A 17647-nucleotide genomic window follows, 5' to 3' on the forward strand; every position below is an offset into this window, starting at 1 on the left:
CGCGGAAATACGATCGCGCAAACCAACGCATAGGTTTGCCAGATGACCTTCGGGGATTTCGTTCGCGATCGAATTTACAACCGTCAGCGAGATATCCACGGCCCGTACCGTGGGCAGGAGCAAGGTGGTATCATCACACCCGCCGGACAGCCGGTGATCTTCGCAATCACCGGCGAAAGCGGAGTGCAGCACGGGTATGCGGACGGGTGGACAGAGGACCGCCAGATCTTCCGTTACTTCGGTGAAGGCCAAGTTGGGCCGATGCGATTCACAAAAGGCAACAAGGCGATCCGCGATCATCTCCGGAATGGGAAAGACCTGTTGCTCTTCGAGAAACAGCCCCGTGCCGGCGGATTGCGTTTCGTTGGACAGTTCTTTTGTGCCGGCGCTACTGAAGAGCAAGCCCCAGATCGCTTGCTCAATATGCGCACAGCGATCGTATTTCGGCTCGTCCCGATTGAAGCGTTCAACGACATTGAAGAAGTGGCCGATCAAGACGATCTTGATTTGGACCTTGAAGAACTGCGGCGGCGTGCATTCGCTGCGGCGGACACTGGCAATGCAGGTCCAATAGAAGGCGCTCCACGGCGCATCTACCAACGCAGCGCGGTTGTCAAACGGTACGTGCTGAGGCGAGCCGCCGGCGTATGCGAATGCTGTGGGCAGCCCGCGCCATTCCAGCGTAGAGGTGGCGGCCCATATTTGGAGCCGCATCACATTCGTCGGGTAAGCGATGGCGGGCCCGATGATCCGAGGCATATGGCTGGAATCTGTCCGACCTGCCATACGCATATTCATCACGGCGCCGGAGGCAAGGAGATGAACGACGCACTGGCCAGGCAGATCAGCCAAATCTATGCGGGACAAGCTCCGGCGCACCCGCGCAGGCAGCGACGTCAAAGGGCCATGGCCTAAGTCGGCCACCGAACGCATCGTCGGCAGCGCCGTGCCGGTAAAGGGCGAGGTCATCACGCAGCCTCATTGGTCAGCCAGTCCGGGAGCCGGAGCGGCAGGGTGGGGTTGTAGTCGCCCCGGTCGCGCGAGGTGGCACGCACGAGGTCGGAGGAGAGATTGGCCATGTGCGCCACCATCATCTCGGCCATCCGGTCGGCGGCGGCCTCCTTGCGCTGGAGGTTCTCCAGCACCGCGCCCTCGACGTCGGCGGCGACCAAGTTGACGGTGACCGGCCGGGTTTGGCCGAAACGCCAGAAGCGGCGGATGGCCTGATAGAGCTGCTCGAAGCTGTCGTTCAGCCCGACGAAGCCGGTATCGGCGCAGTGCTGCCAGTTCATGCCGAACCCACAGATCGACGGCTTGGTGATCAGCGTCCGGATCCGGCCTTCGCTGAAGTCGACCAGCTTGCGCTCCTTCACATCCTCGGGCTCACCACCCCGGATCTCGACGGCGCCGGGGATGGATGCCGCCAGGGCCGCGCTCTCGTCGTTCAGGTTGCACCACCATACGAAAGGCCGGTCGGTCGGGGTGATGGCGGCGGCGCGGGCAACGCGGGCCTCCAGCGTGCCGCGGCGGGCGGCCAGCCGCTCGCGCAGCGTCCGGGCCGGGGCGCCGCCGGTCTCCACCGCGTGGAGCAGCTGGTGCAGGGGCGGCAGCTTGTACGCCCCGTCGGGGTAACCCAGGTCGGACGGCTTGCGCAGCATGACGGCCCAAGAGCACATCCAGCGCCAGAACTCCGATTCGGCGTGGCCCTTGAGCCGCCATTTCGAAGTGTCGCCGCCGTCGTGAACGAAGAAGGTGGCGAGCATGGACGTGTAGCTCATCACGCCCAGGAACTCGGCATGGTTGCCCAGTTCCATGAAGTCGTTCGGGGCCGGCGTCGCCGAGGCGGCCAGCCGGTAGGGAATGCCCGCGCACGCCTCGATCAGCGCGTTCCGGAAGTAGCCGGAGAAGCTCTTGAGGATGCTGCTCTCGTCCAGCACCACGCCGCCGAAATAGCTCAGATCGAAGTGTTCGATCTTCTGGTAGTTCGTGACGCTTACGCCGGGCGCAACGTCGATCTGGTGCGCGACCTGCGCGGCCGGGATGCCGAACTTCTCGGCTTCGCGGACCATCTGCGCAGCCACGGCCAGCGGGGCGAACAGCAGGACGTCGCGCCCGGTGGCGCGGTGGACGGCGTGCGCCCAGGTCAGCTCCATGAGCGACTTGCCCAGGCCGGTGCCGGCGAACAGAGCGGCACGCCCGCGGCGGAGCGCCCACCGCACGATGTCGCGCTGGTGCGGGAACAGGCAGTCGGGCAGGTCCGGGATCTCGGTCAGGCCGGTCGGCGGGTCGATGATGGCCTTCCGGCGGAGGAATTCGGCATAGGCGTCCATCAAACGTCCGCCTCTTTGATCGTGTGGAGTTCGTCACCGGCCTCGCCGATCTCGGTCAGCGCGGCGGTGATCTCTTCGTTGAAGTCGGACATGCGGGCAGCCAGATCGTCGCGAAGCTCTTCCAGCCGCTTTACCGCGCGGTCGTGACGGTCGAGCGGGAGGGACATGTCCTTGGCGATCTTCGTCCGCGTGTCGGCTGCGGCGGCTTCCGCCTCGACGCGAAGTTCCTGCAACTCCTCGATCAACTGCTTGGCGGTCGGTTCGTCCAGACCGCCAACCAAGCCGGCTAGCAGCCACAGGTCCAGGAGGTCATTGTCTAGGGTCACAGCTCGTCCTCCGGGGCGGAGTGGTGGGCGTGCGTCGCGCCGCCGAGGGAGCGGCGCATAGGCGGCTGTTCGCGATGGCGGGCTGAGGTGCGCGCGGCGCAGTAGGCGCGGAGCGCGTCATCCAGCGCCGTGGGCGTTTCGGCTTGGCCGGTAAGGTGGCGGGCCGCGGCGTCACGCAGAGCGCCCAGCCCCTCGCCCAACGGGCAGCCGTCCAGCGCCTCAAGGGCGCGGCGCAGCCGGCCAGCCGCGGTGACCGGATCGGGGAAAGGCTTCCCGACATAGAGCCCAGCGGCCAACGCCAGTTCGCTCGCTGGGGACAAGGTGCGCGCCGCGGCCATCGCGCGCCTCAGGCCAGCAGTTCGTCGAGGAGGGCGTCCTCGTAGAGTTCCAGGATCGTGTCCTGTTCCTGGCGGTCCGCCTTGTCCATCTTGCGTCGGCGGATGACCATGCGAATGATCTTGGTGTCGAAGCCGGTGCCCTTCGCCTCCGCGTAGATTTCCTTGATGTCCTCCTGCAGGCCGCGCTTCTCTTCCTCAAGACGCTCGATGCGCTCGACGAAGGATTTCAGGCGGTCACGGGCGATGCCGCCGACGTCGCTGTTGTGTCCGATGCCGCTCATTGCGGGTCCTCACGGGTTATCGGGTGGCGCGGGCCGCCGGGGCGCAACGCACCCCGGCAGCGAGCCCAAATCAGGCGAGCAGGTCGTCGAGGTCGTCGCCGGTGGTGCCGCCGCTATCCACGGCGTCGAACTCGTCCTCGGCCGACGCACCGCCGCCCAGCCGGTCGCCGTCCGCGATCTTCTGGACATTGCCCAGCCCGAAGCTGAACCCCTTGTTGCCCTTGTTTTCGTAGAAATACGGGCGTTCCAGCGTCGCCCGGACGTAGCAGCCGGAGTAACAGTCCTCTTCGGTCAGGTCTTCCTTGCGGCGACCGATCACCTGCGGCTTGAACTTCGTCTTGACGTTCAGATAGATGCTGCCCGGCGCGTAGCCGGCAAACTTGGACGCCTTCTTGTCGCCCTTATTGAAGGGGTTCCGGTAGTCCGCCGGGTCCGCCCCTTTCTCTTTCGCCAGGGTGGCGTCCCGCACTTCCTTGTAGGCCAGGAGGATCGCCTTGAACTCGGGCGTCTGCTGCGCGGCCTCATCGAACACGAGCGTGCAGCCGAACATCATCTTGCCGGCGTCGTTGGCCTGGGCGGTGAACAGATCGGCCGCCCACAGCAGGCGGGCCTTGGGGGTGAGGAGACGCGACTTGGATTCGGCCATGTCTTTGGTCCTTTGGTCTCTTAGGGGTGGTGGTGGAAATCAGTCGGGGATGGCGTCGAACTCGGCCGCGGCGCCGGTGGCGCCAGCCAGCACCGGGCGCGGGTCCTCATCGCGCGCCAGCGTGGCGCCGGCGGGCAGGGTGACGGTCAGGCCCCAGAGCTTGGTCTTGGCTTCTTTGGCGAACCCCTTGACGCCCTGCTGCTTCAGCACGGCGCCAAGCACCTTCTCGGCCTGGGCGGGCGTGACGATCTTGCGGGGCGCATAGTCGTCATCGGCAACGCCCAGTTCGGACAGGACGATGGCGGCCTCGATGTCGTCGGCCCACTTCCGGCGACCGGTGCCCTGCACCAGCTTGTAGCCGGGCACCGCTGCGCCACTGTCGAGGAGGCGGAAGGCGTGTGCCCGAACCGCCTTGATCCACGTCTCGACGATCTCGGCACGGTCCAGCACATGGGCCAACTGCTCCGGGGTCAGCGTGGACGGATCCGGCGGCGTGAACACCTCGTCCGGAGCGGGCACCGGATCGAACTCGGCGACGGCGAGCGCACGGCTGTGCCGGTCCAGCTCGGGGCAGAGATGCGCGCCCGTGCAGAACTTGCAGTGGTCGCCGGCCGCGAGGCGCGGGGCCTCCACCGTCGTCTCGGTGGCGGCGGACATGAGGCTGTCCGACCAGTCCACCAGATCGAGCACGTCGATATCGTCCGACCGCACCGGGCCGGAGCGGTGGAACGCCCGCGGCTGGATGACGTAGAGGACGGCGCGGGACGGATACGCCCCTTCAGCCGCCATGGCCTCCAGCGCGCCAAGGGCGTAATAGCGGAGCTGCGGATTGCCCACGACGTCCACCGGCACGCCCTTGCCGTGCTTGTAATCGGCGACGTAGAGCCAGCCGAGCGCCGGCTTCCAGATCAGGATGTCGCAGGTGCCGAACATCGCCACGCCCGCCGCGGCCAGGGCCGGCCGGGTGTGCGCCAGTGGCGTCAGGTCGAACTTGCGTTCCAGGAAAAGGACGTCGCCGGGCTCCATCACCTGCTGCACCCAGTCGATGGCGACCTGAACGGCCTCCGCCATCTCCTCGTCCACCTCGAAGCCGTCCGGGAACGCCTCGCACTTACCGAACCGCCGGCCGATCATCTCGACGGCGTCGTGCTTGCCGGACAGACAGAGTTCCAGCGCTTCGTGTGCGGCGGTGCCCTCGGCGGCATACTGGCTTGTGGGATTGGGCAGATTGGCCGTCAGGGCGACGGATCCGGGGCACGCCATCCAGCGATAAGCCCCGGATGCGCCGAGCGACGCATGTGCGCGCTCGGCATGCACCACGGCGGTCATCAGATCGGCTTGCCCATGATGACGGCCATGCACTCGGAGAACTTCTCCGGCGCGATGGAACTGGAGTTCTGGGCGCCCAGGTGGTTCAGCAGGTTGCGGGTCGCCGCGCCGCCGGCCTTGGTCGCCCAGCCACGCAGGGCCGTGTTCACCTCGTCGCGGCTGTAGGTCTTCGTGAAGCAGACATCCCAGGGATTGGCGGGAGCGGCCGGGGTGGGCGCGGGGCCGTCGTCCAGCATCGCCAGCGGGTCTTCCTCTTCCGGAGCCGCGGGCGTCGGGACGGCCGGGGTGGCCGGGGTGGCGGTGGACGGGGCGGCCTGCTGGGCAGCGGCGGCGGCAGCCGCGTTGTCCGCCTCGATCTCGGCCTTCGTCCGGCGCTTCCGGCGGGTGGGCTCGCCCGCCTGACCGTCGGCGTCGTCGTCCACAGCGGCCGGCGCCGTCAGGGCCGTGGTGCCGCAGAGCGCGCCGTGCAGGGCGGTCAGGGTGGAGCGGAGCACCGGCACGTCTTCGGGGCCGTTGAGCGTCATCGTCAGCATGATTTTTGGTCTCGCCTTTGCGGTGGTGGGTGCAGGCCGGGGAGCGGCCTGCGGGGTGGAGAGCGCCCAGCGGATGCGCTGAAAGGCGCTCGGTTCGTCCCACGGGGCCGGTTCGTTCATCGGGTCGCCTCCGGTGGCGGCCAGCAGGTCGCACCAGAGGTCATCCAGGAGCCGAACCGCCGTGGTCCGGAATTCGGGAGGCTGTGCGAACAGCCAGGGCTGTTTCGTGACGATCGGTGCCCAGCGGTCGAGCGGCGCGGCGCGCAACTCGTCCAGAAGGGCCATCAGGTTCCGGCCGGCCGGGTCGGCTTGCAGCTCGGCGAGTTCACGCGCCCGGTGCTCTTTGGCGATCCGGGCGAGCGCGCGGTCGTCGCGCCGCTGCTTGTCCAGGCGGGCCTTGTTGTTCATGCCAGCATCGCCTCCAGATCAGCGTCCGGGTCGATGGGCGACTGGCCGGACAGGAAGCGCAGCCCCCAGAGGCCAAGCAGTGCGGACTCTGCCCGGCCGTCGTGCTTCTTCAGGGGCCAATTGCCCGCATAGGCCGGGAGCAGTTCGGATGCCCTGGCGCGGGCTGCGGTCTTGTCCGCCGGGACGCGGAGCGCCCGCTTCCATTCGTTCGGCCGAACCAGGGTGACTGGGATGTGCAGCCCAGCCAGGACGCCTCGGATGCCGCCATAGCAGGTGCCGAACTTGAAGGCTCCAACCGCGCCGTCCGACGGCATCGGGCCGACCTCCTCCAGCACGGCGTCGACCGCCTCGCAGGGATCGGGCAGCAGCAGCTCGCGCAGCCCGGCGTAATCCAGTTCGCGGCGGACGGTGCGCGCCTTGCCCTTGCCGACCGGGCGTTCGACCGTCGGCATGTCGAAGATGCGCAAATCGACGATCAGGCCGCCCCGGTGGCGCAGCTTGGTCACGGCGCCGTCCAGGCCCGGATCGATGGTGAAGAGAAGGGACATGGCGGCTACCAGCCCAGCGCGACGCCGATGCCGAGCAGCACGACGTACAGAAGGAGCAGGAGGAAAAACTCGGCCATTGGCGTCGGGCTCCCGGAGGGGCGCCGCGCGATATCGGAGAGCGGCTTGCCGGCGGGGTAGCCCAGTTGCGCCGGGTGTCCGCAACGCCTTAAGGCCCCACCCATCGCTGGGTAAGGGGCTGGGAATAGGTGCCGCCGGGCTTTGGGGGCCGCCCGGCGGCGAGAGGTCTGGGAGGAAACGCCACACGCCCGGATGGATGGAGGGCGCGGGCCTCGGACGCGGGCTGGCCGCGAAACTCAGGTGGCGCGGGAAAGCTGATTGGCGCGGTGACAGAGCCACAACTCGCCCGAGCGGGCGCTCAGGTAGTGCTGACCCATCGCCTCCATCGCCAAGGCGCCGGCTACGTCAGAGGTGACACTGTGGCGCGTCAGGCAGTAGTCCCGCTCGTCGGTGATGGAGGCGATCAGCCGGCCGGGCTGGGTGTCGGGCTCGATGCGCAGGGTTGCGGCACCCATGGGACGGAGGATGTGGTCGTCCATGGCGGATCAGTCCTCCTCCGGCTCGGGGAAGCACGCGAGCGGGTCGAGGTCCATGTCGCCGTATAGCCACTCGAAGGCGTTGGAAATCGCAGCGGCTTGGAGGCTTCCGTCGCCGCCAGCGTCGAACAGCGCGGAGCAGCGGTTCAGCAGGTCGTCAATCTCGGCATCGGAACGGGCAACGGTTCGGGGCATGTGGGCAAACCTCTGGCGTTCGCGCCAGATCGGCCGGCGCATAGGTTGGTGTTCGAATTGTCGGGAGCAAAAGGGATGGCGCTTACAGTGCCGCTTGGTCCGCCGGGCTGGGCGGGCGCCCACGCTTGCGGGATGGCTTCGGCGGCCCCGGGGAGCCGTGGGCGTTGACCTCCATGGTGCAGCCGTAGAAGTCGTTCGGCGTGACGAGACCTCCGGTCTCCTTCACGATCCTGGCCATCACGTCAGGCTGAGGGATGCGCTTACCGCGCCTGTACCGGTTGACCGCTGCCTGGGTCGCACCGATTAAGGCCGCGAAGGACGTTTCCGTGTGCCGAGCGAGGGCTAACCATTGGTCCAGCGTCATAACGAATTGGATTACACCAATTCAGAATATACCGGCAAGCGTAATGTGCAAACCGATGTGGACTTTCTAATACCAGGACGGTATCGTTCAAGCATGAGCACATTGCGCGAATTGCGGCAGGCCGCCGGGTTGAGCCAAGAGAAGCTGGCAGAACTGGCCGGGACCTCGCAGCCGCAGATCAACAAGCTGGAAGCCGGTCAGCGGAAGATGACCGTCGACTGGGCCGTGAAACTCGCGAAGCCGCTGGGCGTCGAGCCCACGGTGCTCTTAGGGCTGGACCTCTTAGAGCCCCCTTTACCGGGATCAGAGCTCAAGAGCGCTGGAGGCGCCCTGCGGAATGCAGGCGCCATGCAGCCTACCCCCATGGTCCTTCCCAACAACCCGCACGAAAGCATGCCCGTTCGCGCTGCTGCGCGCGGCGGTGTCGATCAGGAGATGTTCCTGGAGGACGGCCCCATCGACTGGGTGAAGAAGCCGGATTACCTGAAGAACGCCCGCGATCCGTACGGCATGTATGTGGTCGGCGAATCGATGATGCCCCGTTTCCGGCCGGCTCAAATCCTCCACATCAACCCCTACAAGCCCCCGGCCTGCGGTGCCGGCGTCATCGTCGTGAAGCGGAACCAAGCCATACTGATCAAGGAGTTCGTCCGGCGGTCGCCAGAGGGCGTGGTCCTGCGGGAGTACCAACCGGAGGCACGCGAGTTCACCGTGGCCGAGGAAGACCTCGACACCGTCCATACCGTCGTCGGGCTGCAGGAGCCATAATCCATACCGGATTGGATTTAGAAAGCTCTGGACTGAAAACACCACCTCGGCATAGCGTCTCCCTGCGGTTGGGCATCAAGCCCGCCGGTCAACCGGGAGGCGCTCTTTGTTTGGACAGGCCAAAACGCAAAAACCCGCCGGCCGGATGGCGGGCGGGGTTATTAAGAATGCGGGGGCAGTGCTTAGTGAGTTGCGCTCAGGCCTTTTTAGGCGTGCGGGGGTAAGCCTGAGCCAAGGTCCACATATGCAAAGCCATGTTACCGGCTTCGATTTCGCGATAATGCGCGGAGTAGAGCATCCCGGAGCGGAGGCGAGGCTCAACCTTGGCGTTATCAATTTTTGCAATCAACATCGCGCAAATCAACCCGAAGTCCGCATTCACCAAAAGGCCGCGCTTTTGAGCGTCAGGCGGCAAATGCCCCAGGGGACCGATTTGAATAGGCTTGATTTTGCTCAGCCATTTCAGGGAATAGCTGGCAATCTTGAACCGATCCGCTCGCTCCATGCCGTGAAATGTCTTGAGGCGGCGGATATCGAGAAAATAGCTTTCTACACAATTTCCCAGCAACACAGCGCTCATCGTGGCACTGTCGATGCCGAATTTCTTGAGGCGCGAATTATACCCCTCGAAGGCGTCCGAAAAGAACGCGCAACGACGAGCCGTCCGCTCCAGCTCCTCAGCGTCGTTGTTGGGAACGCTGAGATCATCTTCTCCATCCGGAATCGCAATCACTTTTTCGCGGCACCGATATTGGAGATAACAGCGGTGTTGGCGTCGAAAGCGGCATCCAGACCGTCCATGAAGTCAGCGAGGGCATCGTCCTCGTTGAACGGTACGTCGTCGTTCGGAAGCGTCCAACGAGAAACGTCTCGCAGGCCCTTGCCGGAGAGGAGGGCCTTGAACTCGTCGACCTTGGCTTGGTCCATTGGGGCGTGCCAGACAGAGTTGTTGGTGCGCGCATTCACTGCGGGCTTGCTCCGCCTTGTACGACAAATAAGTTCGACACGTCAATTGACCTGTCATCCTAGGCATACCGTGTCGCACTTAAAACCGAATGGAATGCGATGCATCAGGCGCATGGGATATCGGAGCGGTTGTTCCAGACCCGCTTATTGCGCCGATGGCCGACGTAGCTTCACGCCATCGTCCTCGATGAATTCAATACCGGCGGCGACCAGTGCAGCCTCAACTGCTGCAACTTTTTGTGCGCTTTGCCCCGGTATTCCATTTTCCATCTGCATACGCTGAACCGTGGCCCAACTGACGCCGGACTTCTCAGCCAACTGCTTAAGGTTCCAACCCAGCAGTCCGCATGCACCTCGGATTTGACGACCCGTGATCATGGAACGGGGTATGAGGGCGAGCGATGCTACCGGGCAAACGGGAATTGTTATCTGCATAGCCTTCCTGATATTGAATATAGCAAATCTCGTGATAGCATGCGCTTCTGCAACATCATAATCAAGGAGTAGCCTGCCATGGCTGCCGCCCTCTCTCTGACACCTACGGACATCAAGCCCTTCGCCAACGATGAGCTCCGCATCTTGGACCTTCGAGTCGCGGAGCGGCTGGGAATGGCTCAACTGAGATCGGTGCGAACGCTCATCGCCGCCAATCGCAATGAGCTAGAGATGCACGGCGAGATTTTGATGTCGGCGGCAACAAAATCATTGGTTGCGCCATCGCGTGGCCGGCCCGGTAAGGAGTACTGGCTCAACGAGGGTCAGGTGCTGGTCATCTGCATGCTGTCCCGGACGCCCCAGGCCGCACAGGTCCGCAAGGAGGTGATCGAGGTCTTCATGGCCTACCGGCGCGGCCTGCTGACCGGCGAGATTGCCCAGGCCGCCAACGACGCCGCCCACCACGACCAGCCGCCCGGCCTCTCGGTGGACCTACCGGAGAAGGCGCGTCAGGTCTGGGCCTATCTGGAGCCCCGGCTGTCGGCCGAGTCGTGGACGCCGATTGCGCTGTCGGATGTCGCCACCGGCAGCGGTGTCCGCTACTCGACCATCAGCACCGTCGTGAACGCCCTGGTCGACCGCAAGCTGCTCTGGCGCCGGAAGGGGCCGCACCAGAAGGCCCCAAACGAATACCGGCTCCGCGTCGAGGGATCGACCAGGGACGCGCCGAAGATCGCCGCCGCACCGCCGGCCGGGCTGGTGGGCCTGCGCGAGGGCTATGCCGTCGTCCAGGGCCAGCTGATCGACATGACGCCGCCCTGCTACCGGAAGGGCGAACAGGTGGCCGTGCGGCTCCTGAACGGCACGCTCGCTCTCCACACCCTGCTGGAGGATGCGCCGATCCATCACTTCGTCCGGTACCACCGGCTCGGCTGGGTGGGCTTCGTCGGGCTGGGCATCGGGCACGACGGCCACATGACGACCGAGCACGCCATGATCATCGGCCGGGTCGTCGGGCAGGCACTCTCGCCGCCGGTCGACGCCGGTTGACACTACCCACCTTGTCCCATGCCGGCACTGGAAACCGGCACGACACCCACCCGGAGGATCGGTACCAGCATGGTCGCGCGACTCGATGACATGGCCGCCCTGCCCTTCTGGCCGCGCTTCCTCAGCCGTGAGCAGGCTGCCGCCTACCTCGGGGTGTCGACGACCACCTTCGACGAGGAGGTGAACGCCGGCATCTGGCCACCGGGCGTCCGACGCGGCGCCCGGGAAGGCCGGATCACCTGGGATCGGGTTGCAATCGACCGGGCTGTTGACTCCGGTCCCTTCGCGTCGAAGATGCAGGAAGCGGAGGACGACGATTATGACCGGCGGCGCGAAGCCCACGAAGCCAAAAGGCATAAACAGCGTCAGGCGCACGCTCGCTGACGGCTCCGTCCGCGTCTACCACTACGACCGCGCGACCAACCAGAAGCTGGAGGGAGAGCCCGGCACCGCCGAGTTCGAGGCCAGCCTCCGCCGAGCGCGCCGCGCCGGCCGGCCGCGCCGCGCGAAGGCCAAGAAGCCCGAGTCCGCTTGGAAGGTCATTGGCCACGCCTACCAGCAGAGCCCCGAATACCTCGCCCTGGTGCCGAAGACGCGCCAGGACCGCGACCGCATGATCGGCGAGATCATCGACCGGTTCGAGTTCCAGACCCTGACCGACCTCAGCCGTCGGCGCGTGCGGGAGGACTTCTACCGCTGGCGCGATGAGCTGGCCGCCACACCGGCGAAGGCCGACAAGATCACCGGGCTCATGTCGCTGATGCTCCAGTTCGCCTACGACCGCGGCATGGTCGATGTGAACCACGCATCCCGCATCAAGCGCCTGACCAGCCACGGCACCCGCAAGGACATCATCCTGACCGGCGAGCAGGAGGCCGCCCTCCTGGCCGCCGCCCCGCCCCATCTGGCGCGGGCGATGCGGTTCGCCCTGCTGACCGCGGTGCGTCAGCGGGACATGTGCAGCATCCGGCGCGACCACTACCGCGACGGCTGGCTGCACGTCATCCCGACGAAGACACGGAAGACGACCGGCGCCCAGGTCTGGATCCCGGTGTTCGCCCTGCCCCCGCTCCAGGAGCTGATGGACGAGCTGCTCGACCTGCCCGACTGTGGCGGTGCGCTGCTGCCCTGGGACGGCGAGCGGGGATACCGGGCGCTGGAGCCCGGCAACGTCGATTACCAATGGCGCAAGCTGCGCGACGCGGTCCTGGGCGAGGATGTGGACCTGCACTGGCACGACCTGCGCGGCACGGCGATCACGCGGCTCTATGAGGCCGGCTGCACCGATGCCGAGGTGTCCTCGATCTCCGGGCATGCAGGCCGGTCAGAGACCAGCCTGCGCGATTATCAGGCCCGGACGAGGAAGCTGGCGCTGGGAGCGTTTGGGAAGCTGGCGCGGGCCGTTGATGAGCCAGGGGATCAGAATGTGATCACTTTGGCGAGGTAGGTCAACTGCGGAACTATACCACAATTCCAATGGTGGCAAGTGCAAACGCAATAATTAGATAAATCAAACCAACCCATTGCGCTGTCTCACGATATGCCTTTGTTGCTTCTTTCAGTGGCCGACGAGCCAACGCATTGAAATCTCTGCTAGAGAGAACTGCGTGAATACGACGATGCCAAGATGCACGCATGCGAGACTGCAAACGCAGGAACCGGCGGTTTGTTTTCAAGCTCAATAATAAGCTGACGATCATCCAGATCGCCATTGCCAAGACAACATAGCGAGTCCCTGACAGAGCCTTGCCATCGCCTGCTAATGCAAGCATACGAACGGAAAGTGCTCCAATCGCTAATGCAAGGTCACGGAACAATGCTGCAGTTAAGCCCTGGGTTCTCTCGACAACCTTTGCGGTCTCTTCATTGAGCGCTTTTCTAAGGTCACCAAGAGCCTTGAGTGTTTCAGCTGTTTTTTCATGGAGATGGGCTTTGTAATCAGCCTTTGCACCATCAAGTGCAACGCCGAGAACACGAGGGAGTCCCTCTTCCCAGGATGGATCGTCGGCCGGCCACTCGGTGGCCAGTCGCTTAACCAACAGTGTGTGCCTGACCTCTGCTTCGCGAGGAACATCACAAACCCATCGGACTGCATCTGTTAAAGCCGCGTGGATAGAATGCGGCTTGATTGCTTTTGCATTGAAACGCAGCGTCCGCTTTCGAGGGCCAGCCAACGTGACCTTACATTCGCTTCCGTCAGGCCAAATCTCGGCAGCGGGCAGAGCGATGAGGGCATTTGCTGACGCATCCATCCACGCTTCGAATATTCGTGAGCCTGCTTCTGGCTTATGAGCCAGAAGCCAAAAATCGATAAGAGGTGGCAGAGAATTTCCCGTCAAATCGCGAACGATTTTCCTCGGATCAATCTCTGTTGCGCTTGTAGCGCCAACAGGGATACCGAGCTCATTCGCCTCTTCATCCCAAGGCTGCACATCACAGGATAATGAACGGAATGGCGAAAATTCTTCTGCAATCAGTATCCGCCTTGCACCCCGCATAACATCCGGAGATGTAAGGCCGTTACAAAACCCTTCGAACGTAAAAAATCTAATAAGACTCCCAATTCCTTTGGATACCCGTATGCGGACTTCTTGTCCTAGTATTAATTCCTCAGATGAATTTGCAACGTCGAAATCTTCGTTTATCCCATCCTTTACGGTCAACAGAACATTATACTTGGCAGCATCCGCTGCCAAGCTCACCAGTTCCTGCAGTTGGTCTAAAGCCGTGAGGCGACCGCTAGCGACAAGCGCTTCCGCTGTCTCGTTTAAGGTTCCGCTCTCGGCTGCTAGGCGCTTAACGGCGGATGCGAGTTTTATCGTCCAGGTCATCGTCGAGCAAAAAGCCGTCCGTTTCGATTACAATCTGCTTCCGACCTCCTGGCGCATCGGTAAACCGAACGACGCCAGACTCCACGTCCTCTAGCTTATAGACCACCATCACGCCCTCAGTCGTCTCCTTAATGCGCCTAGCTCCAACAGGGAGATTGGCGGTGTCAAAGCGGATAGGCTCATCACGGATTTTGGCCGCCTTAAGCGCAGAAGAGAACTTTTCATGAACTTTTGAGTCTTCGTCAAGGGCGCCGAACACCGCATGCACGAGTTCTGCTCGTTGCTCAGGATTGTAACCCCCCATGCGCTCTAGGGCTTGGCGTGCACGTCCGCGAAGCTGGCTACGGACCTCCCTCGGAAGTTCATCCGCACATGCGCGCCCCGTATTCATGATGGCATCAAAAAGCCGCTTCGTCATATCTGCATGGGTCATCTCGCGCCGCGCATCCAAGAAATCGCGGAAGCGGTCAGTTAGATCCCCATGATGCCCGCTACGGTCAGTGCAAAGAAGCTGGCCGCCTTCTTCTTCAATCTTGATAACGGCCGACTTTTGCATTGCAGCACGCTCTTGGACGAACGTATTCATCAGATCCTGAAGCACAGCATGCTTCCTACCCGCACGAACTTCTGTACGGTAAGCGATGACACGTGTGTCATCAAACTTCAAAACTGCAGCGAAGCGATCATCACCACGCCGAAACAGAAAAAACATGACGGCCCCAGGCGAGAGCCTCTTATCGATCAGGTACAGCTCTTGGAAACGCGCTGCCAATACATGAGAAACTGGAACAAACCTATCAGCTGAATCCAGAGCCTCCTTCACCTTGTCACGCATCGTTGATGCGACTTTGAAGCGGTAAGCCGCTCCTCGAAAGGCCGACTTCAATCGTTCAGCGAAAAAATCTTCATACGGAGTCACGTCGACGATTTCTTCGAGCAAATCCGCCGCAGCTAGCTGAGCCCCGACAATATGGAAGATCATTCGCTCAATAATAATGGTATCAGTATCGACAACGTCAGCGACCGACATAGCAACTCCGCAACAAGATTAGACGGCGGAGAATATGGATAATCCTTTTCGGTATAGAGATCTAGCACCTCGAGTTTCGCATACTATAGTATGCGCTTCGCGGCTTTGATTTGTGATCTTCAATGGTCACATAGCGCTGAGAAGGATCGCTGCAAACTGTTGCAAAACGGCTGAAAAACGCAGAAAAATCAATGTCATCGACTTTCAGTGGCAGAGCCGGACGGTGCCGCTCAGCGTCAGGCCGGAATGCGGCAGCCACAGCGTGCCGAGCCAGCGCTTGGCCTGGGTGCCGCGCCAGGGCAGCTCGTCGGAGCCGACATAGTCGGCGCTGGCGAACTCCTCGATCCCCAGCAGCTGGCTCCACTGCTTCCAGCCGACGACGGCATAGCGCTGGCCGTCGTCCGGCACGTCGGCCTCGCCCATCATCTCGAAGGCCGTCAGGATCTTGGCCTTGGTCAGCCCGTCGGTGGCGCTGCCGGCATAGTTGACGGACCTGTTCAGCTCGGCGATCAGCAGCTCGTCGGTCTTGCGGCCCAACGCATAGGCGCCGGCATTGGCGATGATCTGCCGCTCGTCGATGTTGGTCTTCAGCTCGTCCAGCCGGTCGACCCAGTCGCCGGCATAGAAGTCGTACAGCGCGCACTCCACCGGCGTGTGGTCCAGGTTCATCACCGGAACCGCGCCGTGGCGCGACTTGGTGGCGGCGGCACCCTTGCCGACCTTCTGGAAGACGGTGGAGGCGCCCTGCACATTGTTCTTGCCGCGCACGGTGTTGCGCAGCTTGGAACCCATGCGCTGGTAAGCCTCATGGACCTCGCGCTCGAACTGCTTGACGAATGCCTGGGCGATGCTGGTCGACATGGGTATGGTTTCCTTTCGCGTTCCTGCGGATCCCGCGGGGAGCAAGGCGGGGGGAACGTTCCGCCATCCGGTTGTCGGGGGTGCGTGCAGGACGCAGCGCCGGCCGCGGGCGAAACGCGAAAACAAAAAGGGCCGGCCGGACATTGGGAGTGTCCGGCCGGCCCTTTTCGGACCGAAGCGAGGGGGGAGCTTTGGTGCTGTCGGGCGCGATGTCCGGGGGCGGACCCGTCGCCTTGACAGGTTTGGTTTTAGGACTTTATGCGGAGACGATCAAGGACTATTTTCATAAAACGTCCACTGAGGCGATCTTGCCGCCCGGACCCTCAATGCCGAACCGGTCCCGCCACCCAATGGCTGACGATGGTCTCCGCCTGGGCCGGCGGAATCTCCGGATGGTGGTAGCGGTAGACGGTCACCGCCGCCTCCAGCGCATAGCGCTCCGGCTGGCCGCAGCGGCACAGGCCGGAGTAGCAGCGCTGTACCGCATTCCGGCAGGCGATGGCCTCGGCGACGGGCTGGTCGGCCTCGGGGAAACGGGGATCGGTCATGGACGCTCCTCCTCATCCCGGGCGCCGTCGGCCGCGTCGTCCAGCGGCACCCCGTAGATTTCAAGCCGGTGGCCGACGATCTTGTAGCCAAGCTCGTGGGCGATCCGCTCCTTCATCGCCTCCAGCTCCGGGCTGGCGAATTCGATGATCCGGCCGGTGCGGGTGTCGATCAGGTGATGGTGGTGGTCCGCCGTCGCCTCTTCATAGCGTGCGCGGCCGTCGCCCAGGTCGACGCGCTCGATCACCTGCGCATCCTCCAGCAGCCGCATGGTGCGGTAGACGGTAGCGATGGAGATGCGCGGGTCGATCTGCACGGCGCGGCGATGCACCTCCTCGACGTCGGGGTGGTCGTCCGCCTCCGACAACACCTGCGAAATGACACGACGCTGGCCGGTCATCTTCAGGCCCTTTTCCATGCACAACGCTTCCAGACGCGACGTCATAACCCCAACCCTGGTCTTTGCTTGCCGATGCCCCCATCATACTGAAAACCGTTCGCAATCCCAGAGCGGTTTCGCAGCGGCGTGAAGTCGTCCCCCTTGCCGGCCGTCCAAACGCGCCGGCCGGGGGCGCCGGCCAACAGGCCAACACTCAAGACGGAGGACCCACCAGAATGCCCCGCACCCTGTCCCTGACCCCGGCCCTGCTGTTCGCCGGCCTGTCGCTGGCCGCCGCTCCGGCGCTCGCCCAGCAATCCGCCACCGCCGCCACCCCTGCTCCCGCCGCCCAGGCCGCCGTCGCCGACGCGCAGGGCAAGCCGCTGGGCACCGTCACCTTCACCAAATTCCCGCACGGCATCCTGGTGCATGGCCAGCTGGAAGGGTTGCCGCCGGGCTGGCACGGCATCCACATCCACGAAAACGGTGCCTGCACCCCCGATTTCAAGGCGGCCGGCGGCCATTTCGCCGCCCAGGGCGCCAAGCACGGGCTGGAGGCCGAGCACATGCATTACGGCGAGCTGCCCAACATCTGGGCCAACGAGGCCGGCAAGGCCGGGTTCGAGGCGATCACCCACATGGTCACCCTGACCGACGGCGCCGACGGCCTGTTCAAGCAGGGCGGCACCTCGATCGTCGTTCATGCCCAGCCCGACGATTACCTCAGCCAACCGGCTGGCAATTCCGGCGACCGCATCGCCTGCGGCGTGATCAAGAAGCCGTAAGCCTCCGCGCGAAGCCACGGGGCGCGACCGTATGCCGCAAGAGAGCGGAGCCGGTCCGCGCCCCTTTCCTGCCGCCAAGCCTCCGCTTGTCCGGGCGAACCGGCACGGCGCACCCCTGCCGCGCGCCGAGTTTGCTTGCCAAAT

23 protein-coding genes and 1 pseudogene are annotated in these 17647 nt (G+C 63.8%); 6 read left to right on the forward strand and 18 right to left on the reverse strand.

All coding sequences use genetic code 11. From position 1 onward, the window contains the following. Positions 1-42 precede the first annotated feature (42 nt). Positions 43-915: an HNH endonuclease gene (locus ACWPN8_RS13650; RefSeq protein ID WP_492241124.1), complete on the forward strand. Its 873-nt coding sequence runs from the start codon at positions 43-45 to the stop codon at positions 913-915. A 53-nt stretch (positions 916-968) separates the two neighbouring features. Here the strand turns inward: ACWPN8_RS13650 and ACWPN8_RS13655 are convergent, their stop codons facing one another. The 10 genes from ACWPN8_RS13655 to ACWPN8_RS13700 all read right to left on the reverse strand — a co-directional run bounded on the left by ACWPN8_RS13655 (position 969) and on the right by ACWPN8_RS13700 (position 7488). Further along, positions 969-2330: a hypothetical protein gene (locus ACWPN8_RS13655; protein WP_492241125.1), complete on the reverse strand. Its 1362-nt coding sequence runs from the start codon at positions 2328-2330 to the stop codon at positions 969-971. After that, the gene (locus ACWPN8_RS13660) at positions 2330-2656 is read right to left on the reverse strand and encodes a hypothetical protein (RefSeq protein ID WP_492241126.1); all 327 of its coding nucleotides are present in this window, start codon (positions 2654-2656) and stop codon (positions 2330-2332) included. Before ACWPN8_RS13660 ends, ACWPN8_RS13655 begins: the two co-directional genes overlap by 1 nt. Further along, entirely contained in the window at positions 2653-2976 is a 324-nt protein-coding gene (locus ACWPN8_RS13665; protein ID WP_492241127.1) for a hypothetical protein, read from the reverse strand. Before ACWPN8_RS13665 ends, ACWPN8_RS13660 begins: the two co-directional genes overlap by 4 nt. Positions 2977-3002: 26 nt before the next feature. Further along, a complete protein-coding gene (locus ACWPN8_RS13670) occupies positions 3003-3275 on the reverse strand; it encodes a DUF2312 domain-containing protein (RefSeq protein WP_492241128.1) in 273 nt (90 codons plus the stop codon). Positions 3276-3345: 70 nt separating this feature from the next. Continuing rightward, entirely contained in the window at positions 3346-3921 is a 576-nt protein-coding gene (locus ACWPN8_RS13675; RefSeq protein ID WP_492241129.1) for an ssDNA-binding protein, read from the reverse strand. Between the two features lie 39 nt (positions 3922-3960). Next, positions 3961-5250, reverse strand: coding sequence for a DUF2800 domain-containing protein (locus tag ACWPN8_RS13680; RefSeq protein WP_492241130.1), 1290 nt, complete (start codon positions 5248-5250; stop codon positions 3961-3963). Continuing rightward, entirely contained in the window at positions 5250-6191 is a 942-nt protein-coding gene (locus ACWPN8_RS13685; RefSeq protein WP_492241131.1) for a hypothetical protein, read from the reverse strand. The genes ACWPN8_RS13680 and ACWPN8_RS13685 overlap by 1 nt, the downstream gene beginning before the upstream one ends. Continuing rightward, positions 6188-6739 (reverse strand): hypothetical protein, encoded by a 552-nt coding sequence (locus ACWPN8_RS13690; RefSeq protein ID WP_492241132.1) that lies wholly within the window; start codon positions 6737-6739, stop codon positions 6188-6190. Before ACWPN8_RS13690 ends, ACWPN8_RS13685 begins: the two co-directional genes overlap by 4 nt. A gap of 314 nt (positions 6740-7053) precedes the next feature. Next, entirely contained in the window at positions 7054-7296 is a 243-nt protein-coding gene (locus ACWPN8_RS13695; RefSeq protein ID WP_492241133.1) for a hypothetical protein, read from the reverse strand. Positions 7297-7302: 6 nt separating this feature from the next. Further along, positions 7303-7488: a hypothetical protein gene (locus tag ACWPN8_RS13700; protein ID WP_492241134.1), complete on the reverse strand. Its 186-nt coding sequence runs from the start codon at positions 7486-7488 to the stop codon at positions 7303-7305. Positions 7489-7945: 457 nt separating this feature from the next. On the opposite strand from ACWPN8_RS13700, the gene ACWPN8_RS13705 reads away from it, so the two are divergent. Next, entirely contained in the window at positions 7946-8620 is a 675-nt protein-coding gene (locus tag ACWPN8_RS13705) for an XRE family transcriptional regulator (protein WP_492241135.1), read from the forward strand. Between the two features lie 196 nt (positions 8621-8816). Here the strand turns inward: ACWPN8_RS13705 and ACWPN8_RS13710 are convergent, their stop codons facing one another. From ACWPN8_RS13710 to ACWPN8_RS13720, 3 genes are all read right to left on the reverse strand, one after another. Further along, complete coding sequence (locus tag ACWPN8_RS13710; RefSeq protein ID WP_492241136.1) at positions 8817-9353, reverse strand: hypothetical protein; 537 nt, start codon at positions 9351-9353, stop codon at positions 8817-8819. Next, positions 9350-9586 carry a hypothetical protein gene (locus tag ACWPN8_RS13715; RefSeq protein WP_492241137.1) on the reverse strand — a complete coding sequence of 79 codons (237 nt, stop codon included), beginning with the start codon at positions 9584-9586 and terminating at the stop codon, positions 9350-9352. The genes ACWPN8_RS13710 and ACWPN8_RS13715 overlap by 4 nt, the downstream gene beginning before the upstream one ends. Positions 9587-9730: 144 nt before the next feature. Next, positions 9731-9904 carry a hypothetical protein gene (locus ACWPN8_RS13720; RefSeq protein WP_492241138.1) on the reverse strand — a complete coding sequence of 58 codons (174 nt, stop codon included), beginning with the start codon at positions 9902-9904 and terminating at the stop codon, positions 9731-9733. A gap of 444 nt (positions 9905-10348) precedes the next feature. Between ACWPN8_RS13720 and ACWPN8_RS13725 the strand changes: the two genes are divergently transcribed. From ACWPN8_RS13725 to ACWPN8_RS13735, 3 genes are all read left to right on the forward strand, one after another. Further along, positions 10349-11071 carry a hypothetical protein gene (locus ACWPN8_RS13725; RefSeq protein ID WP_492241139.1) on the forward strand — a complete coding sequence of 241 codons (723 nt, stop codon included), beginning with the start codon at positions 10349-10351 and terminating at the stop codon, positions 11069-11071. A gap of 69 nt (positions 11072-11140) precedes the next feature. After that, a complete protein-coding gene (locus ACWPN8_RS13730) occupies positions 11141-11455 on the forward strand; it encodes a helix-turn-helix transcriptional regulator (RefSeq protein ID WP_085090270.1) in 315 nt (104 codons plus the stop codon). After that, positions 11391-12518, forward strand: a complete 1128-nt coding sequence (locus ACWPN8_RS13735) for a tyrosine-type recombinase/integrase (protein WP_492241140.1) — start codon at positions 11391-11393, stop codon at positions 12516-12518. Before ACWPN8_RS13730 ends, ACWPN8_RS13735 begins: the two co-directional genes overlap by 65 nt. Positions 12519-12531: 13 nt before the next feature. Here ACWPN8_RS13735 and ACWPN8_RS13740 read toward each other — a convergent pair whose 3' ends face one another. From ACWPN8_RS13740 to ACWPN8_RS13760, 5 genes and pseudogenes are all read right to left on the reverse strand, one after another. Beyond that, the gene (locus ACWPN8_RS13740) at positions 12532-13902 is read right to left on the reverse strand and encodes a hypothetical protein (RefSeq protein ID WP_492241141.1); all 1371 of its coding nucleotides are present in this window, start codon (positions 13900-13902) and stop codon (positions 12532-12534) included. After that, positions 13868-14932 (reverse strand): nucleoid-associated protein, encoded by a 1065-nt coding sequence (locus ACWPN8_RS13745; protein WP_492241142.1) that lies wholly within the window; start codon positions 14930-14932, stop codon positions 13868-13870. The genes ACWPN8_RS13740 and ACWPN8_RS13745 overlap by 35 nt, the downstream gene beginning before the upstream one ends. A gap of 207 nt (positions 14933-15139) precedes the next feature. Further along, a pseudogene (locus ACWPN8_RS13750) lies at positions 15140-15793 on the reverse strand (phage capsid protein); the annotation flags it as partial. Positions 15794-16116: 323 nt separating this feature from the next. Continuing rightward, positions 16117-16341: a hypothetical protein gene (locus ACWPN8_RS13755; RefSeq protein ID WP_492241143.1), complete on the reverse strand. Its 225-nt coding sequence runs from the start codon at positions 16339-16341 to the stop codon at positions 16117-16119. Further along, on the reverse strand, positions 16338-16784 hold the full coding sequence (locus ACWPN8_RS13760; RefSeq protein ID WP_376957359.1) for a Fur family transcriptional regulator: 447 nt from the start codon (positions 16782-16784) through the stop codon (positions 16338-16340). Before ACWPN8_RS13760 ends, ACWPN8_RS13755 begins: the two co-directional genes overlap by 4 nt. A 170-nt stretch (positions 16785-16954) precedes the next feature. Between ACWPN8_RS13760 and ACWPN8_RS13765 the strand changes: the two genes are divergently transcribed. Next, positions 16955-17503: a superoxide dismutase family protein gene (locus tag ACWPN8_RS13765; RefSeq protein WP_492241144.1), complete on the forward strand. Its 549-nt coding sequence runs from the start codon at positions 16955-16957 to the stop codon at positions 17501-17503. Positions 17504-17647: the final 144 nt, after the last annotated feature.

Source organism: Azospirillum sp. UENF 112521, from assembly GCF_058780665.1.